At 67.2% G+C, this 19,790-nt stretch carries 20 protein-coding genes and 1 tRNA gene; 10 read left to right on the forward strand and 11 right to left on the reverse strand.

Annotated elements, in window-relative coordinates; genetic code table 11:
• Positions 1 to 22: 22 nt before the first annotated feature.
• The 3 genes from rpsI to BW981_RS01025 all read right to left on the reverse strand — a co-directional run bounded on the left by rpsI (position 23) and on the right by BW981_RS01025 (position 1,617).
• Positions 23 to 502 carry a 30S ribosomal protein S9 gene (gene rpsI, locus BW981_RS01015; protein ID WP_076435423.1) on the reverse strand — a complete coding sequence of 160 codons (480 nt, stop codon included), beginning with the start codon at positions 500 to 502 and terminating at the stop codon, positions 23 to 25.
• Positions 503 to 504: 2 nt separating this feature from the next.
• The gene (rplM, locus tag BW981_RS01020) at positions 505 to 966 is read right to left on the reverse strand and encodes a 50S ribosomal protein L13 (RefSeq protein ID WP_076435424.1); all 462 of its coding nucleotides are present in this window, start codon (positions 964 to 966) and stop codon (positions 505 to 507) included.
• 210 nt (positions 967 to 1,176) lie between these two features.
• Complete coding sequence (locus BW981_RS01025; protein ID WP_076435426.1) at positions 1,177 to 1,617, reverse strand: PaaI family thioesterase; 441 nt, start codon at positions 1,615 to 1,617, stop codon at positions 1,177 to 1,179.
• 89 nt (positions 1,618 to 1,706) lie between these two features.
• Between BW981_RS01025 and BW981_RS01030 the strand changes: the two genes are divergently transcribed.
• From BW981_RS01030 to BW981_RS01040, 3 genes are all read left to right on the forward strand, one after another.
• Complete coding sequence (locus tag BW981_RS01030) at positions 1,707 to 2,516, forward strand: enoyl-CoA hydratase (RefSeq protein ID WP_076435428.1); 810 nt, start codon at positions 1,707 to 1,709, stop codon at positions 2,514 to 2,516.
• 183 nt (positions 2,517 to 2,699) lie between these two features.
• Positions 2,700 to 3,227, forward strand: coding sequence for a CoA-binding protein (locus tag BW981_RS01035; protein WP_076435430.1), 528 nt, complete (start codon positions 2,700 to 2,702; stop codon positions 3,225 to 3,227).
• Positions 3,228 to 3,338: 111 nt separating this feature from the next.
• Entirely contained in the window at positions 3,339 to 4,616 is a 1,278-nt protein-coding gene (locus tag BW981_RS01040) for an O-acetylhomoserine aminocarboxypropyltransferase (RefSeq protein ID WP_076435431.1), read from the forward strand.
• Positions 4,617 to 4,732: 116 nt separating this feature from the next.
• Here BW981_RS01040 and BW981_RS01045 read toward each other — a convergent pair whose 3' ends face one another.
• Positions 4,733 to 5,800: a COX15/CtaA family protein gene (locus BW981_RS01045; RefSeq protein ID WP_076436693.1), complete on the reverse strand. Its 1,068-nt coding sequence runs from the start codon at positions 5,798 to 5,800 to the stop codon at positions 4,733 to 4,735.
• Positions 5,801 to 5,973: 173 nt separating this feature from the next.
• Here BW981_RS01045 and BW981_RS01050 point away from each other — a divergent pair, with 173 nt between their 5' ends.
• Positions 5,974 to 6,183, forward strand: a complete 210-nt coding sequence (locus tag BW981_RS01050) for a DUF2842 domain-containing protein (RefSeq protein WP_076435433.1) — start codon at positions 5,974 to 5,976, stop codon at positions 6,181 to 6,183.
• A gap of 32 nt (positions 6,184 to 6,215) precedes the next feature.
• Here the strand turns inward: BW981_RS01050 and BW981_RS01055 are convergent, their stop codons facing one another.
• On the reverse strand, positions 6,216 to 7,268 hold the full coding sequence (locus tag BW981_RS01055; RefSeq protein WP_076435434.1) for a polysaccharide deacetylase family protein: 1,053 nt from the start codon (positions 7,266 to 7,268) through the stop codon (positions 6,216 to 6,218).
• Between the two features lie 131 nt (positions 7,269 to 7,399).
• Between BW981_RS01055 and BW981_RS01060 the strand changes: the two genes are divergently transcribed.
• Positions 7,400 to 8,620 (forward strand): GNAT family N-acetyltransferase, encoded by a 1,221-nt coding sequence (locus tag BW981_RS01060; protein WP_083712082.1) that lies wholly within the window; start codon positions 7,400 to 7,402, stop codon positions 8,618 to 8,620.
• Between the two features lie 5 nt (positions 8,621 to 8,625).
• Here BW981_RS01060 and BW981_RS01065 read toward each other — a convergent pair whose 3' ends face one another.
• The gene (locus BW981_RS01065; RefSeq protein ID WP_076435437.1) at positions 8,626 to 10,788 is read right to left on the reverse strand and encodes a GumC family protein; all 2,163 of its coding nucleotides are present in this window, start codon (positions 10,786 to 10,788) and stop codon (positions 8,626 to 8,628) included.
• Positions 10,789 to 10,966: 178 nt separating this feature from the next.
• On the opposite strand from BW981_RS01065, the gene BW981_RS01070 reads away from it, so the two are divergent.
• Positions 10,967 to 11,527: a polysaccharide biosynthesis/export family protein gene (locus BW981_RS01070; protein ID WP_076435439.1), complete on the forward strand. Its 561-nt coding sequence runs from the start codon at positions 10,967 to 10,969 to the stop codon at positions 11,525 to 11,527.
• Positions 11,528 to 11,552: 25 nt separating this feature from the next.
• Positions 11,553 to 12,704, forward strand: a complete 1,152-nt coding sequence (locus tag BW981_RS01075; RefSeq protein WP_076435441.1) for a glycosyltransferase — start codon at positions 11,553 to 11,555, stop codon at positions 12,702 to 12,704.
• An 8-nt stretch (positions 12,705 to 12,712) separates the two neighbouring features.
• On the opposite strand, the gene BW981_RS01080 is transcribed toward BW981_RS01075, so the two are convergent.
• On the reverse strand, positions 12,713 to 13,048 hold the full coding sequence (locus BW981_RS01080) for an SMR family transporter (RefSeq protein ID WP_280174168.1): 336 nt from the start codon (positions 13,046 to 13,048) through the stop codon (positions 12,713 to 12,715).
• Complete coding sequence (locus BW981_RS01085; RefSeq protein ID WP_083712083.1) at positions 13,045 to 13,422, reverse strand: DMT family transporter; 378 nt, start codon at positions 13,420 to 13,422, stop codon at positions 13,045 to 13,047. The genes BW981_RS01080 and BW981_RS01085 overlap by 4 nt, the downstream gene beginning before the upstream one ends.
• A gap of 511 nt (positions 13,423 to 13,933) precedes the next feature.
• Here BW981_RS01085 and BW981_RS01090 point away from each other — a divergent pair.
• Genes BW981_RS01090 through BW981_RS01100 form a run of 3 tightly spaced genes read left to right on the forward strand, consistent with a single transcriptional unit; the run spans position 13,934 to position 17,828 of the window.
• Entirely contained in the window at positions 13,934 to 15,484 is a 1,551-nt protein-coding gene (locus BW981_RS01090) for an undecaprenyl-phosphate glucose phosphotransferase (protein WP_076435446.1), read from the forward strand.
• A complete protein-coding gene (locus tag BW981_RS01095; RefSeq protein WP_076435449.1) occupies positions 15,481 to 16,722 on the forward strand; it encodes an O-antigen ligase family protein in 1,242 nt (413 codons plus the stop codon). Before BW981_RS01090 ends, BW981_RS01095 begins: the two co-directional genes overlap by 4 nt.
• Complete coding sequence (locus BW981_RS01100) at positions 16,719 to 17,828, forward strand: acyltransferase family protein (protein ID WP_076435452.1); 1,110 nt, start codon at positions 16,719 to 16,721, stop codon at positions 17,826 to 17,828. Before BW981_RS01095 ends, BW981_RS01100 begins: the two co-directional genes overlap by 4 nt.
• A 49-nt stretch (positions 17,829 to 17,877) precedes the next feature.
• On the opposite strand, the gene BW981_RS01105 is transcribed toward BW981_RS01100, so the two are convergent.
• The 3 genes from BW981_RS01105 to BW981_RS01115 all read right to left on the reverse strand — a co-directional run bounded on the left by BW981_RS01105 (position 17,878) and on the right by BW981_RS01115 (position 19,709).
• Positions 17,878 to 17,955 (reverse strand) — tRNA-Pro (locus tag BW981_RS01105).
• A gap of 131 nt (positions 17,956 to 18,086) precedes the next feature.
• Positions 18,087 to 18,707, reverse strand: a complete 621-nt coding sequence (locus tag BW981_RS01110) for an alpha/beta hydrolase (protein WP_076435454.1) — start codon at positions 18,705 to 18,707, stop codon at positions 18,087 to 18,089.
• A gap of 69 nt (positions 18,708 to 18,776) precedes the next feature.
• The gene (locus BW981_RS01115; protein WP_076435457.1) at positions 18,777 to 19,709 is read right to left on the reverse strand and encodes a ring-cleaving dioxygenase; all 933 of its coding nucleotides are present in this window, start codon (positions 19,707 to 19,709) and stop codon (positions 18,777 to 18,779) included.
• Between the last annotated feature and the right edge of the window lie 81 nt (positions 19,710 to 19,790).

Raw genomic sequence — 19,790 nt, forward strand, 5'->3', positions numbered from 1 at the left:
CATATCGGAATGACCGGAACGATCAGCGCTTCGAGAACTGGAAGCTGCGGCGGGCCTTGGCCTTGCCGAACTTCTTGCGCTCGACGACGCGCGAGTCGCGGGTCAGGAAGCCTTCCTTCTTGAGCGGGCCGCGAAGCTCCGGCTCGTAGAAGGTCAGTGCCTTGGAGATGCCGTGGCGCACCGCGCCAGCCTGGCCGGAGAGACCGCCGCCCTTGACCGAGACGACGACGTCATACTGCGTGACGCGATCGACCAGCTGGAGCGGCTGCTTGAGGACAAGACGCAGCACAGGGCGGGCGAAATAGACCTCCTGGTCGCGGCCATTGACCGTGACCTTGCCGGAGCCGGGCTTGATCCAGACGCGGGCGATGGCGTTCTTGCGCTTGCCAGTGGCATAGGCGCGGCCCTGCGCATCGACCTTCTTGACATGCACGGGAGCGGCGGGCTGCTCCGGCTTGGCGACATCGCCGAGCTGGGAGAGAGACTGAAGAACCTCGGCCATGGTCAGACCCTCTTGTTCTTGCTGTTGAGCGCGGCGACGTCGAGCGCCTCCGGCGACTGGGCGGCATGCGGATGCTCGCCGCCCTTGTAGACGCGCAGATTGCCGAGGATCTGGCGGAAGAGCGGGCCACGCGGCAGCATGCGCTCCACGGCCTTCTCGACGATACGCTCAGGGAAGCGGCCTTCCAGGATGAACTTGGCCGAACGCTCCTTGATGCCACCCGGGAAGCCCGTGTGGTGATAGTAGTTCTTCTGCTCGCGCTTGCGGCCGGTGAAGGAAACCTTCTCGGCGTTGATCACGATGACATTGTCGCCGCAGTCGACATGGGGGGTGTAGGCGGCCTTGTGCTTGCCGCGCAGACGCATCGCCACCACGGAGGCGAGACGGCCGACGACGAGCCCGGAGGCGTCGATCACAACCCACTTCTTTTCGACATCGGCGGGCTTGAGCGAGACGGTCTTCATCGCGGCACCCTTCGGTTGGAAGTCTAGAAAAAGGACAAGCCGCCGGAGGCCGGCGGCGGTGTGGCGTCGGGATAGAAGGGGGAAGGCCGGCTGTCAAGCGTTCCATTTCGCGCGGCAGCGCAGAAAACGTCTATTTTTCAATCGACTGATTGAAACGGTATCATAATACCGTATTTGCCGGGAAGCCGCCGCGCAGGCGGAGTGAAGGGCTCAGCGATCCGCCGGGATCGAGTAGGTGCCCGTCGCGTGACAGACCATCTCCGGATCGCCCTGCGAATAGAGGCTGACCTCGCCGACAGCGAGGCGCTTGCCGAGCTTGAGCAGCCTGGCCTGCCCGATCAGGGCCGCCTGCCCGGGCTTGCGCAGGAAGTTGACATTGAGGCTCGTCGTCACGGCGAGCGCGACGGGGCCGATCTGACCGAGAATCGCCGCATAGAGCGCGAGATCAGCCAGCGCCATCATGGTCGGGCCGGAGATGGTGCCGCCCGGGCGCAGATGGCGCTCATGATAGTCACAGCGCATCCTCGCCGTCATCGGGCCGACCTCCTCGACGAAATAGGTCCGCCCGCCATGGTGAAGCTGGGGAAAGACCTCGTCGAGGAAGGCCTCGATCTGCGCGGCGCTCATGCGGATCGGCTGGGCGGTCGTCATGCGGAAACCGAAGGCTTGTGAAGAGTTGCTCCTCTTGCAGCATGGCGGCTGCAGCCCGACAATATGCCAAAATGCCGAAAGGGAGATCGATGAACGCCCATCAGACGCCGGATTCAGCGCCGCTCATGCGCAGCGACCACAACGGCATCGCGACCCTGACGCTGAATCGTCCGCAGGTGCGCAACCCGCTGAGCGAGGCGACGCTGATGGCGCTCAGCGAGACCTTCTCGGCGGTCGCGGAAGACCACTCAGTGAAGGCCGTCGTGCTGGCGTCCTCGGGTCCGGTGTTCAGTGCCGGGCACGACCTCAAGGAAATGACGGCGCATCGTGGCGACGAGGACCGCGGCCGGGCCTATTTCAAGGCGATTCTCGGCCTGTGCTCCGCCGTGATGCAGCAGATCACCGCCCTGCCCCAGCCGGTGATCGCGGCGGTGGAAGGCACGGCGACGGCTGCCGGCTGCCAGCTCGTCGCGAGCTGCGATCTCGCCGTGGCAGGTGACGGCGCCAAGTTCTGCACGCCGGGGGTCCATATCGGCCTGTTCTGTTCGACGCCGATGGTGGCGCTCTCGCGCAACCTCTCGGCCAAGCACGCCATGGAGATGCTCCTGCTCGGCGAGATGGTGCCGGCGGAGGAGGCGGCGCGGATGGGCCTCGTCAACCGCGTCGTGCCGGCTGGCGGCGCCCTGGCCGAAGCCCAGCGGCTGGCAGGGGTGATCGCCTCGAAGTCGCCCGCGACCGTCAAGGTGGGCAAGCGCGCCTTCTACGAGCAGCGCGAAATGGGCCTCCAGCAGGCCTATGACCACGCCTCGGCGGTGATGGTGGACAACATGCTGGCGCGCGACGCCGAGGAAGGCATCGGCGCCTTCATGGAAAAGCGGGCGCCGGTGTGGGAGGCATAAGGCGGCCCACAACCTTCTCGTCATCCCGGGCGACCACCGGGAGACCCGGAATCCATGCCTGAACTTTGATCGGTAAGGCTCAGGCATGGATCCCGGATCTCCGCTTCGCTACGTCCGGGATGACGGCGCGTTTCCATCCCCTCTATAGCCCTCGCCCTTCCCATCTCCGCAAAGCTCAACCTGATGTCCCACGACTCTTATCCCGACAGCCTGATCCGAGAGGTCATGACCTCCGTCAAACGGATCGCACTCGTCGGTGCCTCCGCCAACGAGGCGCGGCCGTCCTGGATCGTGACGAAGTATCTGATCGAGCGCGGCTATGACGTCGTGCCCGTCAATCCTGGGCTGGCCGGGCAGAGCATCCTCGGCAAGCCCGTCTATGCCACGCTGAAGGACATTCCCGGCCCGATCGACATGGTCGAGATCTTCCGCAACTCGGAGGCGGCCGGCCCGATCACCGACGAGGCGCTGGCGCTCTCTCCTCTGCCGAAGGTGATCTGGATGCAGCTTTCGGTGCGCAGTGACGAGGCCGCCGCGCGCGCCGAGGCAAAGGGCGTGACGGTCATCATGAACCGCTGCCCCAAGATCGAATATGGCCGGCTCTCCGGCGAGATCGGCTGGCAGGGCATCAATTCGCGCATCCTGTCATCCAAGAAGCCAGTGCTCGGCAAGGGCTTCCAGAAGCGGACGATCTTCGGACCGGGGGCGTAAGCCAATCGCCCCCCCGCTGACGAAGAGAGGCTATCCGCCTCAATTGACGCCTCCCGCGTCGTTCTTTAAAACGAACGAACCGTCTCGTCAGAAGATTTCAGGGAGAACGCCATGACCGACCGGATGCCCGGCTTCAACACGCTCGCCATCCATGCCGGCGCCGCGCCCGACGCGGCCACCGGGGCTCGCGCCACGCCGATCTACCAGACGACGTCCTTCGTCTTCGACGACGTCGATCATGCTGCCTCGCTGTTCGGGCTGCAGGCCTTCGGCAACATCTACACCCGCATCGGCAACCCGACCAATGCTGTGCTGGAAGAGCGCGTGGCGGCGCTGGAGGGCGGCACGGCTGCGCTCGCGGTGGCGTCCGGCCATGCCGCCGAGTTCCTGAGCTTCCACGCCCTGCTCCAGCCGGGGGACGAGTTCGTCGCGGCCAGGAAGCTCTATGGCGGCTCGATCAACCAGTTCAACCATTCCTACAAGAGCTTCGGCTGGAATGTGATCTGGGCCGATTCCGACGACATCGACGCCTTTGCCGCGGCCGTCACGCCCAAGACCAAGGCGATCTTCATCGAATCCATCGCCAATCCGGGCGGCGTCGTCACCGACATCGCAGCGATCAGCGCGATCGCCAAGAAGCACAACATCCCGCTCATCGTCGACAACACGATGGCGAGCCCCTACCTGATCCGGCCTTTCGAGCACGGAGCCGACATCGTCGTGCATTCGGCGACGAAGTTCCTCGGCGGACACGGCAACTCGATCGGAGGGCTGATCGTCGATGGCGGCTCGTTCAACTGGGCCGGTGACGAGCGCTACCCGATGCTGTCGAAGCCCCGGCCGGAATACAACGGTATGGTGCTGGGCGAGACCTTCGGCAATTTCGCCTTCGCCATCGCGACGCGGGTACTCGGCCTGCGCGATCTGGGGCCCGCTCTCTCCCCCTTCAACGCCTTCATGCTGCTGACCGGCATCGAGACGCTGCCCCTGCGGATGCAGCGGCACTGCGAAAACGCGCTGAAGGTGGCGCAGCATCTGGCGCAGCATCCGGCCGTCGAGTGGGTCAGCTACCCCGGCCTGCCGGGCGACAAGTATCACGAGCTCGCCAAGCGCTATTCGCCGAAGGGCGCGGGCGCGGTCTTCACTTTCGGGCTCAAGGGCGGCTACGAGGCCGGCGTCAAGCTCGTCTCGGAGCTGAAGCTGTTCTCGCATCTCGCCAATATCGGGGATACGCGCTCGCTGGTCATCCACCCGGCTTCGACCACCCACCGCCAGCTCACCGACGAGCAGAAGGCGGCCTCAGGCGCCGGCCCGCAGGTGGTGCGGCTCTCGATCGGGCTCGAGGATGTCGAGGACCTGATCGCCGACCTGGATCAGGCTCTGGCCTAGTCGCGGCGTTATTCTCGGGCGGCGCACAGCGTCGACCCGAGAATCTCGGGACGAGGCGACGGAAAGACGTTTTTTCTGCGGGAGATGCTCGGGTCAGGCCCGAGCATGACGGTTCTTCAGGCCCGTGCCGCCTGCTCCGTGCGCGTCGCATTCACCACGGCCATCGCCAGCACGGCGAAGCCGAGGGCCTGATGGGCGAGGCCCGCCCAGAGCGGCACGACCAAGAGCAGCGTGACGATGCCGAGCGCCGACTGCGCCAGGACCAGTCCGGCGATGGCGGTCGCGCGCCTGGCGCTGCCCGAGCCCGGCACTGAGGCGCGCATCCGCCACGCATGCCAGAGCGCCAGTGCGAACAACACATAAGCGCCGATGCGGTGGTTGAACTGCACCAGCACGATATTGTCGACGAAGTTCTCCCAGAACGGCGTCTGGGCGAAGAGCTGCGAACCGGGCGGGATCAGGCCGCCATCCAGCAGCGGCCAGGTGTTGAAGGCAAAGCCCGCGCGCGAACCGGCGACGAGCCCGCCGAGCGCGATCTGCAGGAAGACCAGCAGGAGCAGCAGCCACGCCATGCCCCTGCCCCGCGCAGGCTCGACGCGGCGCAGCGGCGTCAGCGCCGTGGCGAAGGCGATCACGGAGGCGAAGAACAGCCCGGCGAAGGTGAGATGCAGCGTCAGCTTGACCGGCGCCACCGCGACCATGCCGGGCTGCAGGCCGGAGGCGACCATGATCCAGCCGATAGCACCCTGCAGGCCCAGCAGAAGCCCCATGCCGAAGAGCAGGACGGTCTGCCGGGCGGGCAGCAGACGCCTGAAGGCCACCACCAGGAAGCCGGCGAGAAAGACGAGCCCGATGAAGCGGCCGAGCTGGCGGTGACCCCATTCCCACCAATAGATGAACTGGAACTGGCCGAGGCTCATGCCCTCGTTGAGCAGCTGATATTGCGGACTCGCCTTGTATTTGGCGAACTCCTCGGCCCAGGCCGCGCCGGAGAGCGGCGGCAGGGCGCCGGTGATCGGCTTCCATTCGGTGATCGAGAGACCGGAGCCCGTCAGGCGGGTGGCGCCGCCGACCACGACCATCAGGAAGACCAGCGCCGCGACGCTCCAGAGCCAGCGGCGGATGCCGGCATGCCGGCCGCCCTGGAGGATGATCGATTTCGGTCGTTCTGCGGCAATCGTCACGGAAGCGGGGCCTTCGGTCACAGCATGGGCGCTTCACAAGCGCCTCGGCAGGTGACAGATAGTCCCCGCCCGCGGGCCTATACAACGCCCGCAATGCCGCAGCCTAGATCGTCGCGCGTCCGAACTGACGCGGGCACGATGATCCGGGCGATCGTTGGAGCATCGATTCCACCATGAACCAACGCAGTCGCAAGCTGATCGGGACCGTGCTGATCCTCGTCTTCGTCTGCGTCTATGCGCTGGTCGCGATGGCGCTGGCCCAGGGCCGGATCACCGAGGCGCCGAAGCTGGTTCAGACGGTCGCCTATGTCGTGCTGGGCCTCGCCTGGGTGCTGCCGCTGCTGCCTCTGATCAGGTGGATGGAGCGCAAGGACGAGGTCTGAGGCGCGGCGGGGCGCGAGACGTCGCGCTCGCCTCACGCGACGTCCAGCCGATTTCCCCTGTTCCTCAGCCAGAACGGCAATCCCGACAGCAGCGCCCGCAGCGCGACCTCGTTCTGGTGAAGGCCGTTGAGCGAGACGCGCGGCAGGGCCTGAAGGTGGCCGGCATGCTCCGGCCAGAGATGGCCCGGGCGCGTGGTCACGGCGCTGGCAAACCCCGCTTCCCGCGCAAGGCCGAATTCCCGCTGACCGGCGGAGGTGGGATCGCCGACCGGATAGGCGAAATGGCGGATCGGCATGCCCAGCTCCGCTTCGAGCCGGGCCTTGCTTTCGACGATCTCGCGGCGGGCGATTTCGCCATCGTGCTTGGCCAGCATCGGATGCGTCATGGTGTGAGCGCCGATGGTGACGCCAGGCGCGCCAGCCAGCGCGCGCAGCGTCTCCCAAGGCAGACATTCGCGCTCGACCAGCGCGGCGGCATCGACGCCGGCCTGCCGGGCCAGATCGGAAATCGCCGCGAGCAGAGTCGCTTCCGGCCCTTTGCGCAGACGCCAGTAGAGCCTGCCGAAGGCCCTCGCCTTCTCCGCATCCGTCCGGCTCACCATCCGAAACGGCCCATCCGGAAGACTCAGTTCGATCTCCGGCAGGGCACGGATCGCCTCCTCCAGTTCCAGCCACCAGAGCCGGGCGGTGCGATCCGCGAAGCCGGGCGTGACGAACAGGGTCCAGGGCACGCCATGCTTCGCCAGCACCGGCCAGGCATGCTCGACATTGTCGCGATAGCCGTCGTCGAAGGTCAGCGCGACGAAGAAGCGGCCCATTTTCGGCCGGCGCAGGCGCCCGATCGCCTCGTCGATCGAGACAAGATCGTAGCCCTCGGCGCGGATCAGGCGCAACGCTGCGTCGAGGAAATCCGGCGTGACCTCGAGCAGCGCATTCGGGGCGAAGCCGGACGGCGCCGCCGGGCGGACATGATGCAGCGTCAGGATCACGCCCGCGCCCTGCGCAAAGCCCCTGCTCCAGCGGTCGGCGCCGGTCGCCGCCGTCAGGCGGAAGGCAGCAGCAATGGCCTTGTGACGCGCATTCATCGGATCGTCCGTGAAACCAGCCGCTAACGCTGTCGAAGGATCGCGCCGCGGGTTTCGCGGATCATGGCGGGTCCGTTCACAATGCCGGGTTAAGGAGCGGCATTGCATCCGCGCAGGAGGCGCACGGAGACGTGCAGGCCATCGCCCGAACCACCGAAGCACTGGTTGAGGACGGCACCGCGCCCGCAGCCGCGAAGCCGTGGCGCGCGATCTCGGTCGAGACCGATATCGTGGCTCTCGAGGCCGCGTGGCGCGATCTCGAAATGCGCGCGCTCGTCACGCCCTATCAGAGCTATGGCTGGGTGCGCGCCTATGTCGAGACCATCGGCGCGGCGGAGGGCATGATCTTCCGCTACGTGCTGCTGCGCGACGAGGCTGGGGCGCTCTGTGCCTTGCTGCCGCTCGTCGTCACGCGGCGCAGCGGGGCCCGCTTCGCCGAATTCATCGGCGGCAAGCATGCCAATTACCATATGGGCCTCTATGCGCCGGAGCTCGCGGCGCGCTTCGATGCTGCGCTCGCCGGTGCCATGCTGGCGGAGGTGGGCGCGGCGATCGGCGGGCTCGACGCGCTGGTCTTCGTGAACCAGCCGGTCGCCTGGCAGGGCCAGCCCAATCCGCCGGCCCTGATCGCCTCCGGCCCGAGCCCGAGCCGCGCCTACAAGCTCGCGCTCATTCCCGGTGACGGCGACGCCACGTTCAAGCGCTCGATGAGCAGCCATTCGCGCAAGAAGCTGAAGAACAAGCGCAGCCGCTTCGCCGATTTCGGGCCGTCCACGGTGCGCCGGGCGCTCAAGCCGGCCGAGATCGAACAGGTTGTCGATGCCTTCCTGGCTCAGAAGGCCGAACGCTTTCGCCTGATGGGCATCCCCGATCCGTTCGCGCCGCCCGCGATCCGGCGCTTCCTGATAGAAGGCGCGCTGGGCGAGCAGCCGGCGCTCGAGATCTACTCGCTCGACCTCGCTGGCCGCTGCGTCTCGACCTATATCGGCGCGGTCCAGGGCGGCCGATTCTCCGGCATGGCCACCGCCTTCGACATGGCCAGCGAGACGGTGAAGACGAGCCCCGGCGAGTTGCTCCTCGCCGAACTGATCCGCCTGAAATGCGATGAAGGCTTCACCAGCTTCGACCTCGGCGTCGGCGAAGCACGCTACAAGACGAGCTTCTGCGACGACCATGACGATCTCGTCGACAGCTTCCTGCCGCTGACGGCCAAGGGCCGGATCTTCGTGGCGCTGGCGCGCGCGAGGCGCGACATCAAGCGCAGGATCAAGGCCTCGCCGCTGGCGCTGCGGCTCGCACAGCGCCTGTCCGGGCTGCTGCGCCGGAAAACCCCGGCGAGCGAAGCCGAGTAGCCCTCTCAGGCCTCGACCGGCTCCTCGTCCGCCTTGGGCAGCGGCCGCTCGGCCTCGCGCTCGGCATCGAGGACGATCGAGACGGGCGCCGCCGTGAGTTCGCTGAGGCGATAGGCGGCCTCCAGCGCGTGGCCGTTGCCGACATGACCGCCGATCACGAGGCCACCCTGGATGCGCCCGGCCAATGGCTCCAGCATCGCGCTTTCGTCGTTCGAGGCGGCCGCCACGAGAACCCAGTCATAGGTCTCGCTCAGCGCATCGAGCGCGACATCGACCAGATCGGAGGCGGCGAAGACCGCCTGCCGGCCCGCCCGGCCCGGCCCGATCCTGTGCAGCCGCGAGCCCTGCTCACGCATGATGATGTCGGAAAACAGCGCTTCGCCGGCCAGAAGCTCGGAGAAGCCTGCCTCGCCGTGATCGTCGTCGCCCGCGAGATCGAGCAGGACGCAGCGGCAGCGCTGGGCCAGCAGCTCGGCGAGATCGACCGGGCGGGTCGCGCCTTCTCCGCCGGCATCGAGCACTAGGACGATCGGCGCCATGCCCCGCTTCGGCTCCTGGGTGCGTTCCGCGATCTCGGCCAGGGTTTCATCGGGATGCTCGCGGTCGAGGCTGATCTGGCCGAGCCTGCCGGTATGGGTCAGCAGGCCCGCGACGCGTTCGCGACGCGGCGTCTCTGGCGTGGCGCGGGGTGTCTGCGGCTCGGCCTCGTCGCTGCCGGACGGGCCGACAGGGACCCAGCGCGGCGCGTTCGGCAGCGGTTCGCCGCGGCCGTTCAGCAATTCGCGGGTCACGACGGTGGCGAGCGCGATCAGGAAGGTGGCGAGCGTCGCGACCAGCACCACCGGTACCTTCTTGGGGAAGGACGGCTCCGTCGGCTCGATGGCGCGCGAGACGATGCGCGCATCGGCGGGCGTGGCGTTCAGCGTGTCGCGGGCAACGGCCTCGCGATAGCGCTGCATGTATTGCTCGAGCTGCTCGCGCAAGGTGCGCGATTCCCGCTCGAGCGCACGCAGCTGGACCTCACTGTCATTGGAGCTGGAGACGTTCTTCTTCTGGCCGTCGAGCGCGGCCTGGAAGCTCTCGACCCGCTGGCCGGCGATCTTGGCCTCGTTCTCCAGCGTGCGGACGGTGCGTTCGGCGGCGGCGCGCAGCTGGCCTTCGAGGTCGGCGAGCTGGGCGCTCAGCTCCTTGATGCGCGGATGGCCCGGCAGGAGGCTGCGCGATTCGGCGGCGATCTGCGCGCGCAAGGTCACGCGCTGCTCGATCAGCCGGCGCACGAGCTCGTTGTTGGCGACGTCGGGGATCTCGAAGGTGCGGCCCTGCTTGATCGCGTCGCGGATCAGCCCGGCCTTGGCCTGCGCCTCGGACTGCTGGCTGCGCGCCTGGGAGAGCTGCGAGGACAGGTCCGAGAGCTGCTGCGAGTCGAGACTGGTGTTGTTGGGGCCGGCGAAGAGGCCGTTGGCGGAGCGGAACGCCTCGACCTTGGCGTCGGCCTCGGCGACCCGCTTGCGCAGCGGCTCGATGGTGCTGGACAGCCAGGCGGAGGCGCTGCGGGCATTGTCCGCCTTCGCCGCCTCCTGGAACTCCAGATAGGTCTCGGCGATGATGTTGGCGCCCTTGGCCGCAAGAGCCGGATCGCGCGAGGTGAACTCGATCGAGACGATGCGTGACCTGCCGACGGGATAGACCAGCAAGCGGTCGAAGTACTTCTCCAGAACGCGCTCTTCCGGCGAGCGGTCGGCCGGATGACCGCCCAGGCCAACGAGGACGGCGATCTTGCGCAGCGTGCTCAGGGCCCCCGCCCCGGAATCGAACTCGGAATTGCCGACGAGGCCGATGCGTTTGATCGCCTCGCGCGCCAGGTCGCGGGACATGATGACCTGGACCTGGCTCTGCACCGCCTCGGAATCGAACTGCGCCGCTCCATCTCCTGCCTGGCCCGGCAGCGTATAAAAGCTGCTGCGGCTCTCCAGCAGGATGCGCGCCTCGCCCGTGTAGCGGGGCGTGACGATGTTGACGGCGACGAACGACAGGGCGAGCGCGACCAGGGTCGGCCCGAGAATCCAGAGCTTGTGACGCTTGATCGCGGCCCACAACGCCGAGAGGTCGAGCATCTCGCCCCGCCTCTCGCCATCGTCACGCGCATCGATCCCGACTGCAGCGGTCATGGCTCACCCGTTCAACGCAAAACTCGGCGCGCCACGGCAGCGCGTGCCCGCATTGGAGGGTGTTAAGGTTATCGTCGCGTTAAGCGCTGCGCTGCGCCGTGCCCGAACGTTGTCGGAAGCCTTTGTTAACCATATCGACCTAACCCTCTGGGCGAGTTCCGCACAGGTTTCGCCAGTGATGAATCGCCGCCCCGCCCTTCTCGCCTTGGCCGCCGCGCTGGCTGTCAGCGCCTGCGCGCCGCAGTACCGGGCGTCCGACTATGCGCTCGAGCAGGCCGCAGGGCCCTATCGGCTCGCCAGCGGCGACAAGCTGCGCGTCATCGTCTTCGGGCAGGACAATCTCTCCAACATCTATGCGGTCGACGGCTCGGGCCGAATCACCATGCCGTTGATCGACACGGTCGAGGCACGCGGGCGCACGACCCAGCAACTCGCCCAAGCGATCGAAGCCAAGCTGCGCGCGGGTTATCTGCGCGAGCCGAAGGTCGCGGTCGACGTCGACACCTACCGCCCGTTCTTCGTCCTCGGCGAGGTCACGACCTCCGGCCAGTTCCCGTTCGTCAACGGCATGACGGTGCAGACCGCCGTCGCCATCGCCGGCGGGTTCACGCCGCGAGGGCAGCGCAACTCGGCCGAAGTCACGCGCCAGATCGACGGCCAGCTCGTCACCGCGACCGTGCCGATCACCTATCCGGTCCAGCCCGGCGACACGATCGTGATCAAGGAACGCTGGTTCTGATCCGGCCCGTGCCGAGGATGCCGCGTTGAACGCCCCGCCGCTCAAGATCCTCCACGTCTTCAGGGCACCGCTCGGCGGACTGTTCCGGCACGTGCTCGACGTCGCCCGCGGCCAGGCCGAGCGCGGTCACGACGTCGGCATCTTCTGCGACGCGACGACGGGCGGAGCGCGGGCGAACGACGTCTTCCAAGAGCTGTCGCGCACTCTCACGCTCGGCATCACGCGGGTGCCGATGTCACGCTATCCGAGCCTGACCGACCTCAAGGCGCAGTACGAGGCCATATCGCTCCGCAAGCGCCTCGAGCCCGACGTCGTGCACTGCCACGGCTCGAAGGGCGGGGTTTACGGCCGCGTGCCTGCGCTGTTCGCGCCGCGCCGCCGCTATGTCACCGCCTATACGCCCCATGGCGGGAGCTTCAACTACAAGCCGGGGAGCCGCGAGCATCGGATCTACATGGGCGTGGAAAGGCTGCTTGAGCCGGCGACGGACATGTTCCTGTTCGAGAGCCGGTTCATCGCGGGCCGCTTCGAGGCCTGTATCGGGCATATGCCCCGCACCGACCACCGCGTGGTGCTGAACGGCATCTCGGAAGCGGAGTTCGAGCCCGTCGATCACGCGGATGCAAGCTTCGACCTGCTCTATCTGGGGGAGCTGCGCGCGGCCAAGGGCGTCGACACGCTGATCCAGGCACTCGCCCTCCTGCGGAAGCGCGACGATCTGGCCCCTCGCATCCTGATCGTCGGTTCCGGACCGGACGAGGCCCTGCTCAGGGGCATGACGGTGAGCCAGGGCGTGGCCGACCAATGCGTGTTCGAGCCGCCGGGCCCGATCCGGCGAGCCCTGGCGCAGGCGCGCATCATGGTGATCCCGTCGCGAGCCGAATCGCTGCCTTACGTGATCCTCGAAGCCGCGGCCGCGGCGCAGCCGCTGATCGCGACCGATGTCGGCGGCATCGGCGAGATCTATGGCCCGCAGCACCGCCATCGCCTGATCCCGGCCGATGACGTCGGCGTGTTGGCCGATGCGATCCGCGCCATGCTGGCGCGGCCCGAGGCCGAGCGCCAACGTGAGGCTGCCGATCTCGCCGAGAATGTACGGCAGCACTTCCGGCTCGATACGATGATCGACGGTGTTCTCTCCGCCTATCGGGGCGCGCTGCAGGCGCGCCGCCGCTAGAGAGGCCACTACATCAGCTTGAGGCCGACGACCCCGGCGACCACCAGCGCAATCCCGAGCCATCCGGCGGGACCGATACGCTGGCCGAAGGCAAGCGCGCCGATGATCGCAGTGGCGACGAGGCCGACCCCGCCCCAGACCGCATAGGCGACAGAAAGGTCCATGCCCTTGATCGCCTGGGCCAGCGCACCGAAGGCGCCCATGACCAGCGCCACGCCGGCAAAGCCATGGCGGCGGACCACGAAGCCATTGGAGAGCTTCAGGAAATAGGTCCCCGACAGCTCAAGCGCCACAGCCAGAAGAAGCCAGAGATACGGGATGAAGGGCGCGAAGGCGATGGTCACGCCAGCCTCCCCTCGCCCAGCCGCTCCGGCCCGCCGTCCCGCGCAACCTTGCCGTCCCCGACGCCGGCCTCGATCAGCAGGATGCCGGCGAGGATCGCGCCGAGCGCCAGAAGGCGGCCGGGCGTCAGATGCTCACCGAAGAGTACATGGCCGATCGCCGCGATGCCGACGATGCCGAGCCCCTCCCACACCGCATAGGCGACCGCCATCGGGATGACGCGCAGCGCGATGCTGACGAGCGCAAAGGAAACACCGATCAGCAGGAGAGGCAGCACCCCAACCAGCCAGGATGATGAGACGACCGATTTGAGAGCAGCGGTCGCGATGATCTCGACGGCAATGGCCGCGAGCAGAACCAACCAATGAAAAGACATGTTGCACACGGGCGAAGCCGGCGCTGAACGCCGCGAGAACGGCGCAGGGACAGCCAAGCAATCCTTCAGATGATAAAATAGACGGGTCCGAAATCGAAGTTCGCGACAACACAATCGAGGCGAACGGCACTGCGACGAAAAACAACGCCGGCTAGGGCGAAGGTCGGTCGCGGAAAATGTGCTTCTCAGACACTCATCGTGGACTGATATGCGCCTCGCCCGATTTCTTGTCAACTCGCATAGGCGTTTTAAAACAGTCACTTACGGAAAACGACCTTGAAAATCTCGACCTGAAAACCTTACGCAAGACATTGGGCGGCCACGACAATTCGAGGTTTTTGAGAAGCCGCTTTTGCAGCGCCGAAAAAAGATTCCGCGAGTGCCTTCGGCAGCGCGGAATCCCCGGAAACAGCGATGCGTCGGGTTAAACGTTCCGTGAGCAATTTGAGCTAGACCCGCGACCGGGACCGCAGCGCCGAGAACGCCGCGTTCCGGGTTGAGGATACGAGTCATGGCTGCTTTCGACGTCCGCGACATGCTGAAGGCGGATGACGCCTCCGCGACGCTGACGGGTTCCGGCGCTGGCGCCGAGAACCGGACGCATCGCTTTCACCCGCTGGCCGAGCGCATCGCGGCGATCCCGGTCAAGCCGACGCTGTCGCCCGTCATGATCGAGGGGCTGGTGCGGCTTGCCGATGCCGTGACGGTCTGTGCGGTGGGAGGCCTGATCTATGCCGTCTATGCGGCCGGCCATGTCGCCTCGGTGCTGACATACCAGCTCACCGTGGCCGCGCTGGCGATCGGCGCATTGGCGCTGTTCCAGGCACTGCGGCTTTATCCGGTCGGGGCGCTGCGCAACTATGTCAGCACGGCGATCCGCCTGATCGGCGGCTGGACGATGCTGTTCCTGATCGCGCTGGCAACGTTCTTCTTCCTGAAGATCGGCGATCTGGTGTCGCGAGGCTGGCTCGTCGGCTTCTATCTTACGGGCGCCGTCGCGCTTCTGGCCGAGAGGCTCGTCGCGAGCCAGATCGTGCTGCGCCTGACCCGCTCGGGGCGGCTGGAGCGTCGTACGGCAATCGTCGGCGGCGGCGAGGCGGGCATCGCCCTGATCAAGGCGCTGGAAGCCCAGAACGACACCGGCCTGCGGATCTGCGGCGTCTTCGACGACCGCGGCGACACCCGCTCGCCCGATCTGGTGGCCGGCTACCCCAAGCTCGGCACGATCGACGACCTCGTCGAATTCGCGCGGCGCACCAAGCTCGACCTCGTCATCTTCACCCTGCCGATCTCGGCGGAGGCGCGGCTCCTGACCATGCTGCGCAAGCTCTGGGTGCTGCCGATCGACATCCGCCTCTCGGCGCATATGTCAAAGCTGCGTTTCCGCCCGCGCTCCTACTCCTATTTCGGCGCCGTGCCGGTGCTCGACGTGTTCGACCGCCCCATCGCCGATTGGGACGTCGTGGTGAAATGGCTGTTCGACAAGATCGTCGGCACGCTGGCGCTGATCGCGCTCTCGCCCGTCATGCTCGCCGTCGCGATCGCGGTGAAGCTCGATTCGCGCGGCCCGATCTTCTTCCGGCAGAAGCGCTACGGCTTCAACAACGAGGCGATCGACGTCTTCAAGTTCCGCTCGCTCTATCACGAGATGACCGACCATACGGCCGCCAGGCAGGTGACCAAGGACGATCCACGCGTCACTCGCGTCGGCCGCTTCATCCGCAAGACCTCGCTGGACGAGCTGCCGCAGCTCTTCAACGTGGTGTTCAAGGGCGATCTCTCGCTGGTCGGCCCCCGCCCCCATGCGATCCACGCCTCGACCTCGAACCGCGCCTATGAGCAGGTCGTCGACGGCTATTTCGCCCGGCACAAGGTCAAGCCCGGCATCACCGGCTGGGCGCAGGTGAATGGCTGGCGCGGCGAGACCGACACCGACGACAAGATCCAGCGCCGCGTCGAGCACGATCTCTACTACATCGAGAACTGGTCGGTGCTGCTCGACATCTATATCCTGATGAAGACGCCCTTCTCGCTGCTGACCAAGAGCGAGAACGCCTATTGAGCGCGGTCGCCGATCATCGCGAGCGCGGGACGGAACGGCGGCCCCTGCTGCTGTCCTATGGCGCGCTGAAGCGCGGCACCTTGTGGCTGCTGGGTGCGTGCAGCGGCATCGTGCTGATCGAGCCCTCGCCCTATGAGGTCGCCTTCCTGCTGGCGCTGTTCGTCTACACGCTGACCGGCATCCGCTTCTCCCAGAAACTGCTTCCGCTGGCGGCGCTGCTGCTGCTGTTCAACATCGGCGGCCTCGTCTCGCTGATTCCCTGGACGGAGGACGGCGACTCCGTCCGCTTCATGGCGGTTTCGCTCTACCTGATGCTGACCGCGATCTTTCTGGCCGCCATCATGGCGGAGGATGCGGGCGGGCGGCTGGAGACGCTGCGGCAGGGCTATCTCTTCGCCGCCTGGGTCGCCGGAGGCGCAGCCGTCCTGGGCTATTTCGACATTGCGGGCCTCGGCGACCTGTTCACGCTGTACGGCCGTGGCTCGGGCACCTTCAAGGACCCGAACGTGCTGGCGCCCTATCTGGCGCTGCCGATCGTCTATGGGCTGCAGCGCGTTCTGACGGGCCGGACCGGCATCCTGCGCGGGCTTTTTCTGATCAGCGTCCCCCTCGCGGGTCTGTTCCTGTCCTTTTCGCGCGGCGGCTGGGGTGTGCTGGTCGGGGCGATGGTCCTCATGATCGGGCTGTCCTTCCTGACGGCTCCGACGGCCCGGCAACGGGCCCGCATCGTGGGAATGGCGGTGACTGCGCTCGTTGCCATGGTCGCCGCCCTGCTGATCGCGCTGTCCTTCGAGAATATCCGCGCGGTCTTCGAGGTTCGCGCCAGCCTCGACCAGGATTACGATCAGGGCGTCACGGGCCGCTTCGGCAACCAGTTGCGGGCCATCCCGATGCTGCTCGACGACCCGAACGGGTTCGGGCCGCTGCGCTTCCGCTGGATCTTCAACCAGGCCGACCCGCATAACGTCTATGTGAACGCCTTCGCTTCCTATGGCTGGCTCGGCGGCATCGCCTGGCTGGGGCTGATGGTGGCGACCTGCTATGTCGGCTGGCGGCTCGTGTTTCGGCGTGGTCCGCTGCAGCAGCATGCCATCGCGATCTGGTCGGTGCTGTTCGTGCTGATCCTGCAGGGGATGCAGATCGACACCGACCACTGGCGGCATCTCTACCTGATGCTCGGCCTGATCTGGGGGCTGGCGGCACTGCCGCGGACCACCTCCGCCGCCGAACGCCGATGAGCGCGGCCGCCCCCGCCCAGAACCAGAATATCCAGGCGCTGCGCGCCGTCGCGGCGCTGATGGTGGTGCTGGCTCATGCCGGCCACGAGACGGAGGCGCTGGGCCCCAAAGTCGGCCGGGCGGTGGTCGATCTCTCGATGCTTCAGCTCGGGGCGGGCGTCGACATCTTCTTCGTCATCTCCGGCTTCATCATGGTCTACACCTCGGCCGGGCTCTATGGCCAGCCGGGCGCGCCGCGGCAGTTCCTGCTGCGCCGCTTCATCCGGATCGCCCCGCTCTACTGGCTCCTGACCACCCTCCTGCTGGCGGGCGCGCTCGTCGCCCCGCAGCTCCTCAACGTGCCGATCGGCGACTGGCAGCATGTGCTGTCCTCCTATCTCTTCATCCCGAGCCTGCGCGGCGGCGAGATCCGGCCGGTGATGGCGCTGGGCTGGACGCTGAACCTGGAGATGTTCTTCTACCTTCTCTTCGCCGCGACGCTGGTTCTGCCGTTGCGGTCGGGCATCACCGCACTCGCCCTGATCTTGTCGGGACTGGCGCTCTGCGGAGCACTGTTCCAGCCGGCCCAAGTGCAGCTCGCCTTCTGGACGCAAGGCATCATCCTGGAATTCCTGTTCGGCTGCCTGCTGGCTCTCGCCTATCGGAGAGGGGCGCGGCTAAAGGGGCCGGCCGCCGCCCTTGCGGTCGCGGTCGGGCTCGCGGCGATGGTCCGGCTTCCGGGCCTCGACGACGCCCCGGGCTGGCCCCCGGTCCTGCGCTGGGGCGTGCCGGCGCTTCTGGTCGTCGCGGGAGCGGCGCTCTACGGCGGAAAGGCACCGCGCATCGCGCTGCTGCTGGCGGGGCTGGGCGACGCCTCCTACAGCCTCTATCTCGTCCACCCCTTCGCGCTCAGGCCGCTCCGCGAGGTCTGGACCCGGCTGGTGGGCGGAGCGCTGCCGCTCGAAACCTATGTTCTCTGCGCGGTGGGATTCGGCGTACTGGTGGCGCTGGCCACGCATCGCTTCGTGGAGCGGCCGCTCCTGCGGGTCTGCCAGTCCTGGTTGAAGCGCCGCAGCGACAGGGCTGGGCAAGGCTCCCTGCCCGCGCCGCTGCGGACAACGGCGTAGAAGGCCGCGCGCCGCGACCGGCCACAGAGTCCGACGATGTTGGAAAGAATGGTCGGAGCGAGAGGATTCGAACCTCCGACCCCTTGTCCCCCAGACAAGTGCGCTAACCGGGCTGCGCTACGCTCCGACGGACCGGCTTATAGTGGCGGGCCGGGCAGGATGCAATGCGCTTGATGCGTCTTCTGTGGAGGCTTCACGCGGCCACCGTCAGCCGGCCACGGAATGAGGCCGGCCGCGCCAGCGCTGCCGGTCTCACGATCAACGTTGCGCAAGCCAGGCCTGGAGCAGCCCGATATCGGCCTGGATCAGCCCGTGCCCGGCGGGCAGCGCACGATGCTCGACCTCGGCGCCGAGCGCGACCAAGCCGTCTGCCAGCACGTTGGAGGCTGCCGCGGGCATGATCGGGTCCATCAGGCCGGAGAGCAGCAGGATCGGCTTGCCGGACAGATCCGGGCTTGGCGGCTCGCGGAAGGGCGGCATCGCCCTCAGCAGCGCGGCGCCGGCCAGAACCTCCGGTCGCAGCAGCAGCAGGCTCGCGGCGATGTTGGCGCCGTTCGAGAAGCCGAGCGCGATCGGCGCCGGCAGGCCATGACGCTCGCGCGCCTCCTCGACGAAATCGGCGAGTTCATGGGTGCGGGCCGTCAGATCGGCCTCGTCGAAGACGCCTTCCGCCAACCGGCGAAAGAAGCGCGGAGCCGCGCCTTCCAGCACCTTGCCGCGCGGCGAGAGCAGGCTCGCGCCCGGCGCGACGGCCCGGCCGAGCGGCAGCAGGTCGCGCTCGTCGCCGCCTGTGCCGTGCAGCAGCAGAAGCGGCGGCCGCGCTGAATCCTCACCGGGTTCGAAGACATGGATGAAATCGGCGGTGACGGTGTTCGTCATGGTTTTCTCCCTTCTCGAGCGGAGAGGCCGCCCTGCCCCCGAAAGCGACAGGGCGGCCCGAGGTGGCGATCAGGCAAGTGCGGGCAGCACGGCCTCGATCTCCTTGCGATGCGCCTCGTATTGCGGCGGCAGCTTCAGCGCCTTGCCGAGCTCCGCGGCCGGCTCGTCCACGGCGAAGCCGGGTACGTCGGTCGCGATCTCGAACAGGACATGGCCGGGCTCACGGAAATAGACCGAGCGGAAATAGTTCCGGTCGCGCTGTTCCGTGGTGCGGATGCCATGGTTCTCCGCCAGGCGCCGTACCATCCCTTCCTGCGCCGCGTCATCGGCGGCGCGGAAGGCGATGTGGTGCACCGAGCCCGCGCCCTGGCGCGCCGGCAGGAAGCCCCCCGCCACCCTGAGATCGACGATGCCGCCAATGGCGGTGCCCTCGACCTTGTAGCGGATCAGCGTATCCTCGCGACCGGCCTCGGCGAAGCCGAAGACGTCGGTGAGGATCGCCCCGGTCGGCGCCGCATCCGCCAGCAGCAGGCTGACGCTGTGGAAGCCGCGGATCGCGTTCTCGGCGTCGATGCCGCCTTCGGTCCAGTAGGGCTCGCTTTCCACGCCGGGAACGCCGACCAGGGCCAGCCGCATCCCGTCCGGATCGCGGAAGCTCAGGACGCTTTCGCCGAAACGCTTCGCCGGCGCCTCATGCGGCACGCCCTGCTCGATCAGGCGATGCGTCCAGAAACCGATCGCGCCCTCGGGAACGCGGAACACCGTCTCCTGCGTCTCGCCGATGCCGAGCCGACCCGGCGCGGCCTGGTCCCAGGGAAAGAAGGTCAGGATCGAGCCCGGCGCCGCATCGGCATCGCCGTAATAGAGGTGATAGGTGCCCGGATCGTCGAAATTGACCGTCTTCTTGACAAGGCGCAGCCCCAGAACCCGACCGTAGAAGTCGAGGTTGCGGCGCGCGGGGCCGGAAATCGCGGTGACGTGGTGAAGGCCGTTGATCTGCATGATGTCCTCCGTCTCGGGCTGCCGCTCGGATGGGCGGCGTCGTTGGGCAGAAGATCGTGCCATCTCGCGCAAAGTACCAGT

It is taken from the genome of Allobosea sp. TND4EK4 (assembly GCF_900156025.1).
Lineage (GTDB): Bacteria > Pseudomonadota > Alphaproteobacteria > Rhizobiales > Beijerinckiaceae > Allobosea.